16 protein-coding genes are annotated in these 15,019 nt (G+C 47.9%); 13 read left to right on the top strand and 3 right to left on the bottom strand.

The genetic code is table 11. The features are described from left to right. Positions 1–21: 21 nt before the first annotated feature. From mreB to fabZ, 3 genes are all read left to right on the top strand, one after another. The gene (gene mreB / locus QMA09_RS06370) at positions 22–1,017 is read left to right on the top strand and encodes a rod shape-determining protein (RefSeq protein ID WP_135500200.1); all 996 of its coding nucleotides are present in this window, start codon (positions 22–24) and stop codon (positions 1,015–1,017) included. Between the two features lie 186 nt (positions 1,018–1,203). After that, positions 1,204–1,485, top strand: coding sequence for a DNA-directed RNA polymerase subunit beta (locus QMA09_RS06375; protein WP_135500201.1), 282 nt, complete (start codon positions 1,204–1,206; stop codon positions 1,483–1,485). 105 nt (positions 1,486–1,590) lie between these two features. Beyond that, complete coding sequence (fabZ, locus tag QMA09_RS06380; RefSeq protein ID WP_135500202.1) at positions 1,591–2,031, top strand: 3-hydroxyacyl-ACP dehydratase FabZ; 441 nt, start codon at positions 1,591–1,593, stop codon at positions 2,029–2,031. A 49-nt stretch (positions 2,032–2,080) separates the two neighbouring features. On the opposite strand, the gene QMA09_RS06385 is transcribed toward fabZ, so the two are convergent. After that, the gene (locus QMA09_RS06385) at positions 2,081–2,518 is read right to left on the bottom strand and encodes a YwpF family protein (protein WP_135500203.1); all 438 of its coding nucleotides are present in this window, start codon (positions 2,516–2,518) and stop codon (positions 2,081–2,083) included. 282 nt (positions 2,519–2,800) lie between these two features. On the opposite strand from QMA09_RS06385, the gene QMA09_RS06390 reads away from it, so the two are divergent. Together QMA09_RS06390 and QMA09_RS06395 are read left to right on the top strand one after the other, a co-directional pair. Continuing rightward, the gene (locus QMA09_RS06390; protein WP_135500204.1) at positions 2,801–3,205 is read left to right on the top strand and encodes a single-stranded DNA-binding protein; all 405 of its coding nucleotides are present in this window, start codon (positions 2,801–2,803) and stop codon (positions 3,203–3,205) included. A 23-nt stretch (positions 3,206–3,228) separates the two neighbouring features. Then, positions 3,229–3,372, top strand: coding sequence for a hypothetical protein (locus QMA09_RS06395; protein ID WP_175580250.1), 144 nt, complete (start codon positions 3,229–3,231; stop codon positions 3,370–3,372). A 54-nt stretch (positions 3,373–3,426) separates the two neighbouring features. Here the strand turns inward: QMA09_RS06395 and QMA09_RS06400 are convergent, their stop codons facing one another. Beyond that, positions 3,427–6,150 carry a DEAD/DEAH box helicase gene (locus QMA09_RS06400; RefSeq protein WP_290212472.1) on the bottom strand — a complete coding sequence of 908 codons (2,724 nt, stop codon included), beginning with the start codon at positions 6,148–6,150 and terminating at the stop codon, positions 3,427–3,429. Then, the gene (locus QMA09_RS06405; protein WP_290212473.1) at positions 6,147–7,679 is read right to left on the bottom strand and encodes an SWIM zinc finger family protein; all 1,533 of its coding nucleotides are present in this window, start codon (positions 7,677–7,679) and stop codon (positions 6,147–6,149) included. Before QMA09_RS06405 ends, QMA09_RS06400 begins: the two co-directional genes overlap by 4 nt. A 249-nt stretch (positions 7,680–7,928) precedes the next feature. On the opposite strand from QMA09_RS06405, the gene QMA09_RS06410 reads away from it, so the two are divergent. From QMA09_RS06410 to QMA09_RS06445, 8 genes are all read left to right on the top strand, one after another. Beyond that, positions 7,929–8,291, top strand: a complete 363-nt coding sequence (locus tag QMA09_RS06410; protein WP_290212474.1) for a hypothetical protein — start codon at positions 7,929–7,931, stop codon at positions 8,289–8,291. A 101-nt stretch (positions 8,292–8,392) separates the two neighbouring features. Beyond that, positions 8,393–8,878 (top strand): transcriptional regulator, encoded by a 486-nt coding sequence (locus tag QMA09_RS06415; protein WP_135500208.1) that lies wholly within the window; start codon positions 8,393–8,395, stop codon positions 8,876–8,878. Positions 8,879–9,403: 525 nt separating this feature from the next. Then, a complete protein-coding gene (locus QMA09_RS06420) occupies positions 9,404–10,228 on the top strand; it encodes a M55 family metallopeptidase (protein ID WP_290212475.1) in 825 nt (274 codons plus the stop codon). Positions 10,229–10,276: 48 nt separating this feature from the next. Continuing rightward, on the top strand, positions 10,277–11,200 hold the full coding sequence (locus tag QMA09_RS06425; protein WP_135501573.1) for a S66 peptidase family protein: 924 nt from the start codon (positions 10,277–10,279) through the stop codon (positions 11,198–11,200). Positions 11,201–11,223: 23 nt separating this feature from the next. Next, a complete protein-coding gene (locus tag QMA09_RS06430) occupies positions 11,224–12,165 on the top strand; it encodes a C40 family peptidase (RefSeq protein WP_290212476.1) in 942 nt (313 codons plus the stop codon). 377 nt (positions 12,166–12,542) lie between these two features. Continuing rightward, positions 12,543–12,764 carry a DUF2187 family protein gene (locus tag QMA09_RS06435; RefSeq protein ID WP_135501577.1) on the top strand — a complete coding sequence of 74 codons (222 nt, stop codon included), beginning with the start codon at positions 12,543–12,545 and terminating at the stop codon, positions 12,762–12,764. A gap of 184 nt (positions 12,765–12,948) precedes the next feature. Further along, positions 12,949–13,641 (top strand): hypothetical protein, encoded by a 693-nt coding sequence (locus tag QMA09_RS06440; RefSeq protein WP_290212477.1) that lies wholly within the window; start codon positions 12,949–12,951, stop codon positions 13,639–13,641. Then, positions 13,634–14,932: an efflux RND transporter periplasmic adaptor subunit gene (locus tag QMA09_RS06445; protein ID WP_290212478.1), complete on the top strand. Its 1,299-nt coding sequence runs from the start codon at positions 13,634–13,636 to the stop codon at positions 14,930–14,932. The genes QMA09_RS06440 and QMA09_RS06445 overlap by 8 nt, the downstream gene beginning before the upstream one ends. Positions 14,933–15,019 lie beyond the last annotated feature (87 nt).

The raw sequence follows: 15,019 nt of genomic DNA on the forward strand, positions 1-15,019 counted from the left end.
TTGGAAGGGGAAACGGTTTAAATGTTTTCAAAAGATATAGGAATAGACCTTGGGACGGCTAACGTCCTGATCCATGTGAAAGGCAAAGGCATCGTCTTAAATGAGCCATCAGTTGTAGCTCTGGACCGCAAAACAAATCAAGTGATTGCAGTAGGGGAAGCGGCACGCAAAATGATCGGCCGCACACCTGAACACATCGTCGCTGTACGTCCATTGAAAGATGGCGTTATTGCGGACTTCGATGTCACAGAAATCATGCTGAAATATTTTCTTAACCGCTTGAAGGTAAAAGGCTTTATGACGAAGCCGAGAATCTTGATCTGCTGTCCGACTAACGTAACAAGTGTCGAGCAAAAAGCGATCCGGGAAGCTGCCGAAAAATCAGGCGGCAAAAAAGTCTATCTGGAAGAAGAACCGAAAGTCGCGGCGATTGGCGCGGGCATGAACATTTACCAGCCAAGCGGCAATATGGTCATCGATATCGGCGGCGGCACAACAGATGTAGCCGTGCTCTCGATGGGCGACATCGTCACGAGCGAATCGATCAAAGTTGCGGGAGATGTATTCGATAACGATATTCTTCAATACATTAAACGCGAATACAAATTATTGATTGGTGAACGCACTTCGGAAAATATAAAGCTTCAGATTGGTTCGGTTCTAGCAGGCAACCGCAAAGAGGAAATGGAAGTGCGCGGGCGCGATATGGTAACAGGGTTGCCGCGCGTCATTACAATCCATTCTTCTGAAATAGAAGGGGCGCTAAAAGATTCGATTGCCATGATCGTGGCAGCAGCAAGAAATGTGCTGGAGAAAACACCGCCGGAACTGTCTGCAGACATCATTGACCGCGGCATTATTTTGACAGGCGGCGGTGCGATGCTGCATGGCATGGAGAAATTATTGGCTGAAGAGTTGAAAGTGCCTGTAACTGTATCGGAAACCCCAATGGATTGCGTGGCATTAGGTACCGGCATTATGCTGGACAATATGGGCCGGTTGTCGAAACGCCGTTAAGTGGATTGCTGGAAGCTAGGCTGTATGCAGGGTTTATGACGAATGGCATATGGCAAATCCGCATATTTTTAGTATAATGACAACTAATGCAGATGCGCGTGGAAAATATACATAACAGTAGAATTTCGGCGACAAACTGCCCAAGCTTAACGGGCGTATGCATCAATGGAAAGGTTGACTGAATGAATGGCTGAAACAAATAAGAAAATTCCTCTTCATAAAGAAACTAGAAAAGCTCCGGAACGAGATGCAGCTGTGGCCAAAAAGGAAGCGAAAAAGACTCGGTGGGTGCAAATTCGGATGTTTCCAATTTGGCTCCGCATCATTATCGTATTGGTGCTAATCGTTATTGCCGCTGCGCTGGGATCAATGATCGGTTATGGCGTTATCGGAGACGGCAACGCGAAAGATGCACTGAAATGGGAAACGTGGCAGCATATTATCGATATCATGAGCGGGAAGAAATAATTTCCGCTCTTGTTTTTTAGCCGCAAGGATAAGTTGAAGGCTGCGGGCGGCGAACTTATGCCACAGCCGATTTCAACTGCAAAAGAATTCAAAGGGGTTGGAACCATGTTGACAGTAGAACAGATTCAGGCAATCTTGCCGCACCGCTATCCATTTCTAATGGTGGATCGCATTTTGGAAATCGAAGCGGGAAAAAGAGCGGTCGGACTTAAAAATGTAACGGCAAACGAAGAGTTTTTTAACGGCCATTTCCCGGGTTATCCGGTTATGCCAGGCGTATTGATCGTTGAAGCATTAGCACAGGTCGGCGCAACAGCGGTTCTTCAGCTTGATGCAAACAAAGGGCGGCTGGCGTTCTTCACGGGCATCGACAATTGCCGGTTCAAGCGCCAAGTTGTACCTGGCGATCAATTGAAGCTTGAAGTGGAATTGACAAAATTGCGCGGTTCAATGGGCAAAGGTCATGCCATTGCCACCGTTGACGGCGAACTTGTCTGCGAATGCGATATCCTATTCGCACTAGGACCGGTTGCAGAAGCAAAATGAAAAAGAAAAAAAGCTGGAATCCGGGGAATGTCCCTGGATTCCAGCTTTTTTATTGTTTAGCTTCGTCTTTTCTCAAACCTGGCCGTTTGCGCATATCGTGTTCGAAACGCTCGAGCAATTCTTCGCCTTCAAGACCGTCTTCGAGCAACTCTGATAGAAGCGTTTCAGCGTACTTGCGGCGCGCACGTTTCAGGGTGCCTTTCAACAGCACGGAAATTTGATCTCCGATGACTTTCACGCCATAGATGGCAACTTCGAATGTGGCCGGTTCATTTTCCGGGTAGGAGATGACCACTTTGACATCGTAGATATGGCCGGTTTCCATCATTCTTTTGAATGTCTCCAAATAGCGGATGTCCATCAGCATTTCCAACACCCACGAACGGTGGCTATTTTCCTGATTGATGATGATCCCATCTTCCAGTGGATAATCTGTCACTACATCATTTTCGACTACTCCGAGCGATAGCATTTTAAATGTTTTCACGAATCTCACTCCAAACATCACTTTTTTCCAGTATATCACAGCCATTATTTTTCAGTGCAAACACCAGAAATTTCATGGCCAATATGCAAAATCCGACATTTTAATAAAGGGACAAATTAGGGTTTTTCCCGTTAATTCTAGTGAAAATAAACAACGAATTTTTTTTGCGGGCAGCCAAAAATAAAATATTGAGCCCTGATAACCCCCAAATTCCATTTTTGCCCTTTTGCGCAATATTCGCTGTTCGATCTATGATTTGGGTAATCCAAAGGAGGTGAATACATGAACCAAGTCGGTATTGTAGGGCGTTTAACAAAAGATCCGGTGATGCGTGAATTGCCTGAAGGGCGCGTACATACGTCATTCGTCGTGGCGGTTTCCCGGAATTACAAAAATCAGAAAGGAGAAGTGGAAACGGATTTTGTGCTGTGTTCCTCATGGGGGCGGCCAGCGCTCAATATCCACAAATACTGCCATAAAGGTGCGCTCGTTGCGGTGAGCGGCAGGCTGCAATCCCGCTTTTACGACAAAGAAGACGGTACACGCGTCTACGTCACAGAAATACTGGGAGACCAGATCCGGTTCCTCGACAAAAAGAAGGAGAAAGCGGAAGCCGTCCAAGGGGAGCCTGAATCTGCTGCAGATTTTGACTTTCCGCCGCCAGCGACGGATAAAGTGACCGTATAACATGAAAAGGGAGGCACTTAGCGATGCAGAAAGACGTGCAATTGCAACTGGAAGTGCATATGGAGCAATTGATCAGGCTGACTGCCTTGCTTCATCAGCGATTGAGCGAGGCGGAACGGGAACTAAGTGAAATGAAAGCGATCTTCCGTTCCGCTGAAAAAGGGTGAAGGTTTTTCCGTCTAAAAGGAAATTCGGCCAGGTGGGGGCCTGGCCGAATCATTTTAAAGATTATAAGTGAACAATTCCTTCAGTTCGTTGTCAGACAGCTCAGTCATCCATTGGCTGGACTGGATAAACTGTTCCGACATCGATTGTTTTTGTGTCAGAAGTGAATCGATTTTTTCCTCGATGGTCCCGATCGTCACAAATTTATGGACGTGCACGAATTGCGTTTGCCCGATGCGATATGCCCGGTCAGTTGCCTGATTTTCAACAGCTGGATTCCACCATCTATCCGCGTGGAGAACATGCGTGGCGGCGGTCAAGTTAAGGCCTGTACCACCCGCTTTCAATGACAAGATGAAGATCGGGAATTTGCCTGCTTGGAAAGCAGCCACCAGCGAATCGCGCTGATTTTTTGGCATGCTGCCAGTCAAGAACGGCACTTCATGGCCATAAAGTTCATTGATGGCCTGCTGCAAAAGGTGTCCCATGCCGATATATTGAGTGAAGATCAAACATTGTTCCCCGCGTTCCGCAATTTCCCCGGCGAGAGTCACTATGCGCTCCAGCTTCTGTGAACGAGGCAGAATTTCATCCGCGGTAGTATACGGCTCTTTCAAGTATAAAGACGGATGATTACATAATTGCTTCAATTTGCTAAGCATTTTCAGCACAAGCCCTTTTTTCTCGAAGCCTGTGAGCGTCTCCATTTTCTGCACCGTATCCTGTACAAGCCCTTCATAAAGCGCGGCTTGCTCAGGCGTAAGCGGACAATACTCCAATTGCTCCAGTTTTTCTGGAAGGTTCAACTGCAGATCCGGATCTTTTTTGGTGCGGCGCAGCAGGAATGGCTGAATTCGCTGGCGCAATTTTTCTTTATGCTCTTCGGAATCATCCCGTTCAATCGGAATCATGAAGTTTTCCTGGAATTGCTTGATCCGGTAAAGGTAGCCTTTATTGATAAAGTCAAAAATCGACCATAGCTCAGACAAGCGGTTTTCAATCGGCGTCCCAGTCAAAGCGATGTGGTGGCCGCCTTTGAATTTACGGATTGTGCGCGATTGTTTCGTGTACATATTCTTGATGTTCTGCGCTTCATCAAGCGTGATGCTCGTCCAATTGATGGCTTGGATTTCTTCCGCGTCGGACGAAGCGATGCCGTAAGTCGATAACAAGACATCAGGGCGCTCGCTTGCCAGATAGTTCGTGAATTGCTCGCCTTTCGGGCGTGAACTGCCGTAATGCATACCCACTTTCAAGTCAGGTGCAAAACGTTCAAGCTCTTTCTGCCAGTTGCCGAGTACCGAAGTCGGGCAGATGATCAGCGAGGGCTGTCCAGGGTTCTTGCTGTGGACATGCAGCAAATACGCAATCAGCTGAACCGTTTTGCCAAGGCCCATATCGTCAGCCAAGCACAGGCCGAAGCCTTCTTCGCGCATGAAAACCAAGTAATCGAAACCGGTCTTCTGGTAAGGGCGGAGCGTAGTATGGAGATTGGCCGGAACCGGAGTCGGCGGCAAGTCGCGCTTATCCAGCAGTTTATCGAGCAATGTTCGAAGCGACTTGTTCAAGTGATATTCGACAAGCGGATCGTCTTCTTCGATGTTTTCTTCCAGCATGATTTCAGGGACGTTCTGGAACAGCATGTCTTTTATGGTCCAATCCGCGTCCTCCGCTTTTTCGATCATTTTTCGGAGCTGCATGAGCAAGGCGGAGTCGACGCGCACCCATTCGTTCCCGATGCGGATGAACTCCTTGTTCTCGGAGACGAGCTGGTTAAAGTCCTGCATGCTGAGCTCATGGCCATTCAATGAAAACTGCCAGTCAAAACGGATGATCTGGTCGAGCCCGACAACCGATGCTTTCTTGATCGGCGAATGGACATTTGCTTTCACGCGTACTTTGGATTCCTGGACTGCTTTCAGCCATGACGGAATCGAAACTTCGATGCCGAACGATTGCAGAATCTCTGCATCGTTGCGCAAAAAGTCGAGCACTTGCGCATCCGTCCAGTCGGCCTGGTAAAACCGGTCGCTTTCAAAGGATTCAACGGCGGGGCAGAGGCTTAGGAGCAGCGACTGCCTTTCCTGGATTTCGCTTGCATGGACGCGCCATTTTTCAGGCAGCACTTTTTCGAACGGTTCGTTCATGCGGCGCTTCGAAGGGGACCAATAAACGGAGCCGCGTTTCGTCCGCAATACGACTTTAAAGGACCAGAATGCGTCTTCGTCAGGTTCGCTCAATTGAGCAGCCAGCACATAATCGTCGGCAGCCGGCAATCCATCCCAGCCGACTTGCTGCACGAAATGGCTGATGAACGGCAGTTGGGCCGGCGACAAGCCTTTTTGGCGCAGCTGATGGCGGATGGTATCCGCTAGGAACGACTGAATTTCCGCGTCGCCGTATGAATCTCGGATGACGATGTCATCGCCATCGGCTTCGACGTGATTCCATAATTCAGGATCGTTCAGCGAATCGGATACGCGTGAAGCTAGGCTGAGCCAAGTATCATCTGCAGGGCTTTGCCCGAGAAACGTTACGTAATGGTGAGGTTTCTGCTGAAATAAGCGCACGAAATCTGCTGGTGTCAGGAGCAAGTCCAGCCCGTCGATGCGTGAAGCCAATCCGTAAAAACTCGCTTTGTCTAAAAAATAGAGATACGGTTTCCAGATTTCAGGAGGAATGCGGTTCCCCGCTTCGTTGGTAGCCTGAATGCGGAACTCTTCAGCGCGGCTGATCTTTAAATAATAGGTTTTGCTTCCTTCTGTCTGAAACTGATTCATAGAAGATGTCCTTTCTCGATCTCTTCCTGCAGTGCCCGCAGGCGCTTGTTCTGTGTACGCACTTCGGTCATGTAGGCGTTCCAGAATTCCAGTTGACCGCTTTTCTTGCAGGCGGCTTTCATCTTTTTCCAAATCCGCACCGCTTGCTTATAGCCGGGGCGGTTGCGCTCTTCCAGAAAGTCCATCGCAAACCGGTGGTATAGCGGAAGAACAAAATCAGGTGCGGCGTCTTGCACGTTTTTCAAGCCGCATTCCTCGACGAAATAAAGCGGCGAATTATGGAGATGATGAAGCTCTGCCCATTGTTTATAAAATTGTTTTTCAATCAAGTAAGTCGAATACGCTGGCAATCCGTAATGGCCGAATTGCTTGAACAAATCTTCCCAATCCGCTTCGCTCAGATCAATCTGCGAAAATAGGCGGCTTAATATCCGCACATATTGGTGGCGGTACTGGGTATAGAGTCCTTCGAACAAAAAGGTTTTTACATGCGGTTTGATCGCCATTAAAATAGCGGTCAGCGCTTGTTGATGCTGCTCAGTCTCCGCTTGGATCGCAAGCTGCACCCAATCTGCAGTCTCGCCTGGTGCGATTTTTTGGACAACCACGCCATCGCCGGACAAGATCGCGAAAAATGCGGCGATGCGGTGGTCCGGCTTCGCCAAAGCAGCTGCTTCGCTGCTGCGCAATTTATTCGAAATGAACAATGTCGTCCAGAACAGCCGGTAGACCGTGAAACGTTGTGAAAACGACCCGTTTTTTGTTTCTATGAATGCACGGACCAGCTTTCTTAAGTGGTCCAAAAAGGCATCCGCTTCAAATGTCCGGTGCTGTACACGCAATTGTTCAAGCAAATCGCGCAATGCATGCAATTCGTCCTCGAACCAGGTTTTGAAAAACGAATGATGCACTTCCTCGGTGCCCGCGATAAACGTATCCCAAACTTCCATCAAGGAAATCAAATGGGCATACGTGCGGTAAAATACTTTCCATTCCCGTTCAAGAGGCACAAACGACAAGGCATTTTTCAAGCGGCCTTCGAACATTTGCTCAAAATAAAAGTAATTGCGGGTTGTGTAGTCAGGTATCGGATCGCGCCAAACGCTTTTGATGATTTGGGTCCATTGCTCGGGTGAGCGTTTTTCCGCCATCATTTTCAGCTGGCTGCTCGGCTGTGCCCGCCAAGCGGCAACCCATTCCGATAATGAGCCGACTTTCTGGTACAGTGAAAAAATCACCGCAAGCCTGTGGCGGCACATATCGGGCTGTGGGCATGCGCAGACGGCGTTCATTTTATCGAAGTTCAAGACGACCTTGACGGTATGGGCGTCCTTGACAATCGCTTCAAGCAAAAGCCGTTCTTCATTGAATGACAGTATCTGTACGCCGTCGTGGCGCACTAAAAAGACTGCTTTTCGAACCATTTCCTCATCCATTTCCCGTGATGGAGTGAGTGATTTTTCGATAGCAGCCATATAATTGTAGATCGTATCATCGAATCGTTTTGCCAGGGATTGAACCGTAGCCATATGCATCGCTCCAAAATAAAAACTTTCCTTCTATTATACGGCTTTAAAATGGCGGCGTAAACGATGAAGACCAAGTATTGCCCAGCGGCGCTTAGGAAAAGATACGAAATGTGCTGTGCTTTTCAGCGTGCGCAGGGCTGAGAGAGAATCTGAAGCAATAAAAATAATAAAAAATTTTCATGGATTGTAAGCGATTTGGAATCATTTAGAAGAAAAAGTCCTATAAAAAATCGTTTGAGGAGGCACATCATGGTCCAATCAATCATATTGGAGATTCCGGAACTCGGTTATTTATTGAAGCAGGAAAGCATTATGGAGTGGCAAGTTTACGGGACGGCGAGATCGGGCAATTATGAAAAAATTTGCTGGCACATTGTTTCTTCAGGCAGCAAAGTGATCTTAAAGAGTGAAGAAACACCTGAGGGGACGCGGAAATCAGCGGAAATTGATTTCGCAGCGAGCCGCATTGTGCTCCATAAAGGAGAGTTGAGCGACGGTGAATTCACGAAATTCCTGCAATTTCTGCTTGAAAAAATGGTTCTCAGTACGGCATCAGGAGAAATGAACTTTATCGTTTCATCCAAAAAAAGGGTTGAAAAACCTTTGGCATAAGGTGATAATCCTTGTGCTTTTTTATATCCAAAATGAGAAATTTATGATATCATAATTGTAGTAAGAATTTTCAAACTCTTTAACCAAAAGGGGGGAGTGACATGCTGCAGGTTAAATTGATGAAACCTTTTTATACAAAGAAAGAAGGCCATTTGGTTAAGTTTGTGTTCGCCTATCAATACTTTTCAATCTTGAAAGATGACGAATTGTTCCACTTTATACCGGTAGAAGGAAAAGAAATCATCGTCAATTTAAATACCCTCCAAGTGGAAAATCTATCCGAAGTGTTCGTTTTCCAAAAAGGCAATAGATTTATACGCTTGCCGTTATACCAGCTATTGCTGGTTTCGGATATCCATACACATTTACAGGCAATCCTGCAAGAAGAGAGAGCGGGGCTGCACGGAGTGAATGATCAAGCTAGGGAAGAAGCGCAGGAAGCGATTCAGTTTCTGGAAAAAGAGAATTTTGACCGGATGATTGACTATGCTCTAGCGACCCATGACGAAGCAATGTTCTTTAGGTTACTGGAACAGCAATTGCTTGAACGCCAGATGCTTGAAAAACAGGAAAATGGAGGTTTTTAAAAGTGAAAGCAGCCAATGGATAAACGCCTGTCCGCACCCAGAACAAAGGACAGGCGTTTTTGTGTGCCCAAAAACGCATGAAAGCCCTTTTCCGTTGTGTGCGGAAAAGGGCTTATAAGAGCTGCAGTAAATTCAGTTTACAGCAAAGTGACATAATTGATAACAAACATGACAATTGCAGAACCGCCAACCCCTAATGCTAAATCTTCCCAACCCAATTCTAGTACTTTGTCAAAATTCATCTCAATCCGCCCCTTTTGAATGCCTATTTGTCTGATAAAAGATTCCTAAGTGATGTAATCACATTTTTCAGATATCTTTTTGACTTATTTTTATTATAATGGAGCGTTAATTTGATACAATGGACCAAAATAACTAAATATTCAAAAATAAAACAATTTTCTATAGAAATGTAAATTTGAAAGCTATTTTAAAAGATGAAGCACTGATTGAAATGTCGCCTTTCACTTGATACAGTAAATAGAAGGAAGTTTCCGACAATTCAAGGTGAGAGGATGCTGCAGAGTGAAGTTTTATTTGTCGATGGATATGGAAGGTGTGACGGCATTGCCGGATTATACATATGTAGACTCAGCTGAACACAATTATGAACGCGGACGCCGATTGATGACAAAGGATGCCAACGCCGTGATCTCAAGTGCATTCGATCATGGAGCGCAAGAATTCGTCGTAAATGACAGCCATTCAAAGATGAATAACTTGATTGCAGAAGATCTCCATGAAGACGCGCTGCTGATTACGGGCGGGGTGAAGGCTTTTTCGATGGTGGAAGGGCTGGATGCATCTTACGATGGTGCCTTTTTTGCAGGCTACCACGCGAGGGCGGGGCAAAAAGGCGTGATGTCGCATGCAATGATTTTCGGTGTGCGGTCGATGTGGATCAATGAAACCGAAATTGGCGAGTTGGGCTTGAACGCCTATGTTGCCGGATATTTCGGTGTGCCGGTCCTTATGGTAGCGGGAGATGATTGTGCCTGTCGTGAGGCGGAAGCGTTAATTCCAAACGTCATTACGGCGGCAGTGAAAGAATCCATTACGCGTTCAGCCGTCAAGACGCTGCATCCGAAAAAAGCGCAAGAGTTGCTGGCGCGACAAACGGCAGCGGCTATAGAAAATCGCCGCAATGTCAAACCGCTTGTACCTCCGGAAAAACCGCTGCTGAGAATCGAATTCACGAATTATGGCGAAGCGGAGCTGGCGGCGATGATGCCGGGCTGTGAGATTGAGGATGGGACGACCATTGTCCGTTTTCAAGCAAAGGACATTTTAGAAGCTTACCGGGCGATGCTCGTCATGGTGGAACTCGCGATGCAAGCCAAATTTTGCTGAAAACGGTATGCTAGATAAGTACATAACTGAAAATGGGAGTGGATTTATTTGCGTATAACGCCAAAACGGCTGCAAAAAGGCGACACGATCGGCATCATTTCGCCTTCGAGCCCGCCGAACTTAGACAATTTGAAGAAAGCTTTGCCATTCATAGAGGAATTGGGGCTCAATATCAAAATGGGCAAGTCCGTGGAAGCGAAACGCGGCCACCTTGCAGGAGACGACGATGCGCGCCTTGCTGATTTGCATGAGATGTTCGAAGATCCGAACATTGCCGGCATCATTTGCGCGGGTGGCGGTTACGGAGCGGCGCGCTATACAGACCGCATCGATTTCGCGATGATCAAAGAAAACCCGAAAGTATTCTGGGGCTATTCGGATATAACATTTTTACATACAGCGATTGGACAATATGCGGACCTCGTGACCTTCCATGGCCCAATGCTTGCGTCGGATGTTGGCAAGGATGAATTCCACGAACGCAGCGGCCGGATGTTCGGCCAGTTATTCGGTCCGTTCGAGCTGCATTACACGGAAGAAGTCGCGCCGCTTGAAACGCTGGTGGGCGGCCAGGCTGAAGGGGAATTGGTCGGCGGCAATCTGTCGTTAATCAGAAGTTCGATTGGTACCAAATTCGAACTCGATACGAAAGGCAAGATTTTATTGATCGAAGACATTGACGAAGAGCCTTACCAGGTCGATGAAATGCTGAACCATTTGAAGATGGCCCGCAAGTTTGAAGAAGTGGCTGGCATCGTCATCGGCGATTTTAAAAACGCAGATCCGAAAAAGCCAGAGCGTTCGTTGAGCTTGGATGAGGTGTTCGCGGATTATTTCAAAGACTTGAAAGTGCCGGTAGTCAAAGGCTTTAAGATCGGCCATTGCGAACCGCATTTCTCTGTGCCACTCGGTGCGAAAGCACGGCTTGACGGAGATGCACGAACGCTCACGGTATTGCCAGGCGTAGAATAAACGATGAAGGACGGAGGAGAAAGATGCTGCAGACAGAATCGACAAGGTGGGTATGCACTGTGCCCGTTGCGACCGTATGGACGGCGCCGGAGAAAATCCGCGCAGCAGATGCGGAAGGCTTAGGGAAAACGCCCAATATCAATAAATGGATCAATACCATGACAGCAGAAGAAAGCCGTGACATGGTCGACAGCAACCGCGTCCAGTCGCAGCTCCTTTTCGGGGAACCGGTAATGATTGATGAAGTGGCGGATGGCTGGGCGAAAATCGCGGCTATCTGGCAGCCATCGCAAAAAGACGAGCGCGGCTACCCGGGCTGGGTGCCCATTGACCAACTGAAAGAAGTCGAAGCACTCGACGAACTCGGATATGCCCGCGTCGTTTCCCAAATGGCGCAATTATGGACCGAAGATTTCAAACCACTCCTCGTCGTGCCATTCAATACGATGCTGCCGGTCAAGGAATTGGGGGAATTCATCCGCGTGCAGACGCCACTTGGCGACGCCTTCATCATGGCCAAGCAAGCGGAAGTCGCCCGCGGCTTCGACCAAGTAGAAAAAGGCACCGGCGTGGACGTCGCAAACCTGGCTGCAACATTTTTGCAATTGCCGTATTTCTGGGGCGGCATGTCGAGCTACGGCTTTGACTGCTCCGGGCTCAGCTACAATATGCTGAAAGCGAACGGCGTAATCATTCCGCGCGATGCGAAAGACCAAGCAGCGGAAGGCCATGAAATCAATAAAGACAGCCAACAAGACTGGCACATCGGCGATCTTTTGTTCTTCGCATACGAAGAAGGCAAAGGCCGGCTCCACCACGTCGGCATCTATTACGGCAACGGCTTGATGATCCATTCACCGACGCCGGGCAAAGCCATTGAAATCATCGAACTCGCCGGCACCGTGCACGAAAAAGAACTATGCGCAGTGCGCCGTTTTGTCGAAAATGAAGGCGCTGAAGAATAACTGAGTATGCAGAACTTCAGTTTTTAAAGTTAATATTCCATAGATGTCTCCGCTTTTTTTCTACATCTCTGGATATTGAAAAGAAGATGCAGAATGTATATCTTACTGTTCTTCGGTAAAAGAAATGATTTTCTATATTAAGAAATACCTTTGAATGAAGCGGAAGACGGCGACTCCAGCGGGACTAGCCTGAGCTGAAGGCCCCGCAGGAGCGCAGCGACGAGGAGACTGAAGCCAGGCCCGCGGAAAGCGTCCGTCTGAAGCGAAATGAAAAGTCTATCACAGTTCCTTCCAACCTCTTTAAAACGTGAAATTCTGTCGCTTTTATGTTATAATTACTAGATATTGTTTCTATAAACAGAGAGGCGTGGATGACGATGGCATTTCAACCGCATGAAAAAGAAGTATCGGAATTTGTAGCAGCCCGTAGAATTGGCGAATGGATTTCTTTCACACGCAATGGCGTGGAAGTTAATGGAACCATTTTTAAAATTATGGACAACTCGGTGATTGTTGAAATTTCACCAGAAGACGCTAAAGAAATTGGTGCGGCATCAAACATGACCGTAATCTCCCATAAGAAATACAAAATCGTTTAAATCCCGCAGCAAGGCGGGAATCAGGCCGCAGGCAAACTCGCAAGATTCGAGTTGCCTGCGGTTTTTTATTGGCCGAAAGGCAGTGATTTGAAAGTTCTGGCATTATTAAAGTTTCAAAGCATCGGCTTTTTTGGTAAAATAAAGAAAGCAAAACCACTACTGGCGTTGAAAGGAATCCCACAGCATGATATTTGATTTTAGATTCTGGCATTATTTCGTCCGACAGGGTGAATTGATACATAACTTACAAAATGGCGAAATGCGCCAATTCAATAAACGCCTGGGCTGGATCATTGCATTCGGCATACTGGTTTTTGCGCTGCGTGAAATCTGGGGCATGAACACAGCCTCGCTGACGCCTTATTTGGCGCAGGGCCAATGGGCGGAATACACATTAGCGCGCTGGGCTTCACTCGCCGGCACGTTGATCTGGGCCGGTATCTATTTGGCATTCCATTCATATGGAACCGCTTTTTTGTTCTGGAAATTCCTGAAAATGCCGTGGCGCGCGGTAATCGTCATGCAGACCTACGTGCTGGGATTGCTGGTCGTTGAAAAAACGCTGACGTTCCTGATTTTTGCGCTGGCCGGCTACACGATGCCGGTGTCGCTGTTCTCGTTCGGACCGCTGGCTGCCACGTTTATCGGCATCCCGTTCCTCATCTACTTCTTTAACCAATTGACGCTATTCACATCTTTGATCATCGCGGTCCAATACCGCTATATCCGTAGTTTTACAGCGTATTCACCGAAACTGATTTTATTGCTGCTAATCGTACTGCACGTCGTCGTGGCGCTGGCAGTCGCCTCTTTGAGCTTTGTACCGCTCGGCGAAATGCTCAGCGATTTCACGAGAGGGGGTCCTTCTGTTGAATAAATTCTTTTTCATCGGACTCTCCATAGCAGTGACGGCATTCTTAACAGCTAACGCATTGTTATTATTCGGAGAAAAAAGCATCATTTCAAAAAATGTCTATGTCAGCGAGTACGAGCAGGCGTATACAGACGATTACGAAGAAAATCTGCCGAAAGAAGCAGTGGCGGCACCGCTTTCCACTGTCCAGATTTACGTCCAGGATTCACAGGCCATCGAACAATGGCTCGTTGAAGAAGGGGATGTTGTGCAGGCAGGTTCTGAGCTTGCAGCCCTGAACGAAGCGGAGTCGGAAGACCAGCGCGCGGTCTGGGAATCTGAAAAAAGCGCTTTGGAATCCGAAAAAGGGGAAGTGCAAAGTTCGTTGCAGGCTCTTGAATCGGCGCGCTCGTCCAATAGCGGCGCAGAATCACGCAGCGATTCCGACCGTTCCAGCGATACGGACGACGACGGCAACACGGTCAACTTCAACGTCGATTTGAATGTCGGCGTCGAAGTGCCGCAGGACGGCTCTTACGCAGCTGGAATCGCCCAGGCGGAACAGCGCTTGGCAGCGATCGATTCGCAGCTGGCGGTTGTCAACGCGCAATTGAACCAAAGTGCGTCAACCCCGGCGTTGATCAGCCCAGCGGAAGGCACCATCGCAAAAATCAACCGCACGGAAGAACCGCTCAGTGTGGAAATCTACTCGCCTGAAAAAACATTCGTGACTTATCTCTTGGAAGACGAATGGCATGAAGTTGCGGCAGATGACCGGGTTATGGTCCAAGCGGAGGGCTTGGGGCAAGCTGTTCCAGGCACCATTTTAAGTGTAGACGCAATTCCGGCGGAACCTTCGAAATGGCTGGAAGCCTATAAGGGGCTTGATCCAATTGAACAAGCCAATCCGATTGCCTTTTATAAAGTTCAGATTGGCATCGGGCCTGAAGTCGAAGCGGCATTGCCGCTCGGCAGCAGCGCAAATGCTGAAATCATCATCAATGAAGCCATAGACGTAGTGGCATTGCCGGAACCGTGGATTTTTGATCGCTACGACACGAGCGGTTCGGCTTATGTCTTGTCGAAAACCGGGAAAGCCGCGCTTTCTCCAGTGATCGTCGGATTTGATGTCGGCGGCAAGGCAGTGTTGAACGATGGCATTGAGTCGGGTTCGATTGTCTTGAATGAACGAAAACTGAGGGAGTTCCAAAAAGCCCCGCGCATCTTCGTGCCGTTCCCAAGCAAACAGCCTGACTATGAATTTGCAAAAGCGACCAATTGGCGCAAGTATGTCGAATATTTATTGGCACGGTAATCCCACCCGGAAGCGGCCGCTTCCGGGTTTTTCAATGCCTTGAAAGTGGGTGACAGCGGCGTGTGCAATTGGTACGATGGAGTCATT

It is taken from the genome of Planococcus sp. APC 3906 (assembly GCF_030407685.1).
Classification (GTDB): Bacteria; Bacillota; Bacilli; order Bacillales_A; family Planococcaceae; genus Planococcus; species Planococcus koreensis.

Excerpts from the sequence above, each read along its gene's own strand:
- mreB (WP_135500200.1), top strand. The coding sequence starts at position 22 with ATGTTTTCAAAAGATATAGGAATAGACCTTGGGACGGCTAACGTCCTG.
- QMA09_RS06375 (WP_135500201.1), top strand. The coding sequence starts at position 1,204 with ATGGCTGAAACAAATAAGAAAATTCCTCTTCATAAAGAAACTAGAAAA.
- fabZ (WP_135500202.1), top strand. The coding sequence starts at position 1,591 with ATGTTGACAGTAGAACAGATTCAGGCAATCTTGCCGCACCGCTATCCA.
- QMA09_RS06390 (WP_135500204.1), top strand. The coding sequence starts at position 2,801 with ATGAACCAAGTCGGTATTGTAGGGCGTTTAACAAAAGATCCGGTGATG.
- QMA09_RS06395 (WP_175580250.1), top strand. The coding sequence starts at position 3,229 with ATGCAGAAAGACGTGCAATTGCAACTGGAAGTGCATATGGAGCAATTG.
- QMA09_RS06400 (WP_290212472.1), bottom strand. The coding sequence starts at position 6,150 with ATGAATCAGTTTCAGACAGAAGGAAGCAAAACCTATTATTTAAAGATC.
- QMA09_RS06405 (WP_290212473.1), bottom strand. The coding sequence starts at position 7,679 with ATGGCTACGGTTCAATCCCTGGCAAAACGATTCGATGATACGATCTAC.
- QMA09_RS06410 (WP_290212474.1), top strand. The coding sequence starts at position 7,929 with ATGGTCCAATCAATCATATTGGAGATTCCGGAACTCGGTTATTTATTG.
- QMA09_RS06415 (WP_135500208.1), top strand. The coding sequence starts at position 8,393 with ATGCTGCAGGTTAAATTGATGAAACCTTTTTATACAAAGAAAGAAGGC.
- QMA09_RS06430 (WP_290212476.1), top strand. The coding sequence starts at position 11,224 with ATGCTGCAGACAGAATCGACAAGGTGGGTATGCACTGTGCCCGTTGCG.
- QMA09_RS06435 (WP_135501577.1), top strand. The coding sequence starts at position 12,543 with ATGGCATTTCAACCGCATGAAAAAGAAGTATCGGAATTTGTAGCAGCC.
- QMA09_RS06440 (WP_290212477.1), top strand. The coding sequence starts at position 12,949 with ATGATATTTGATTTTAGATTCTGGCATTATTTCGTCCGACAGGGTGAA.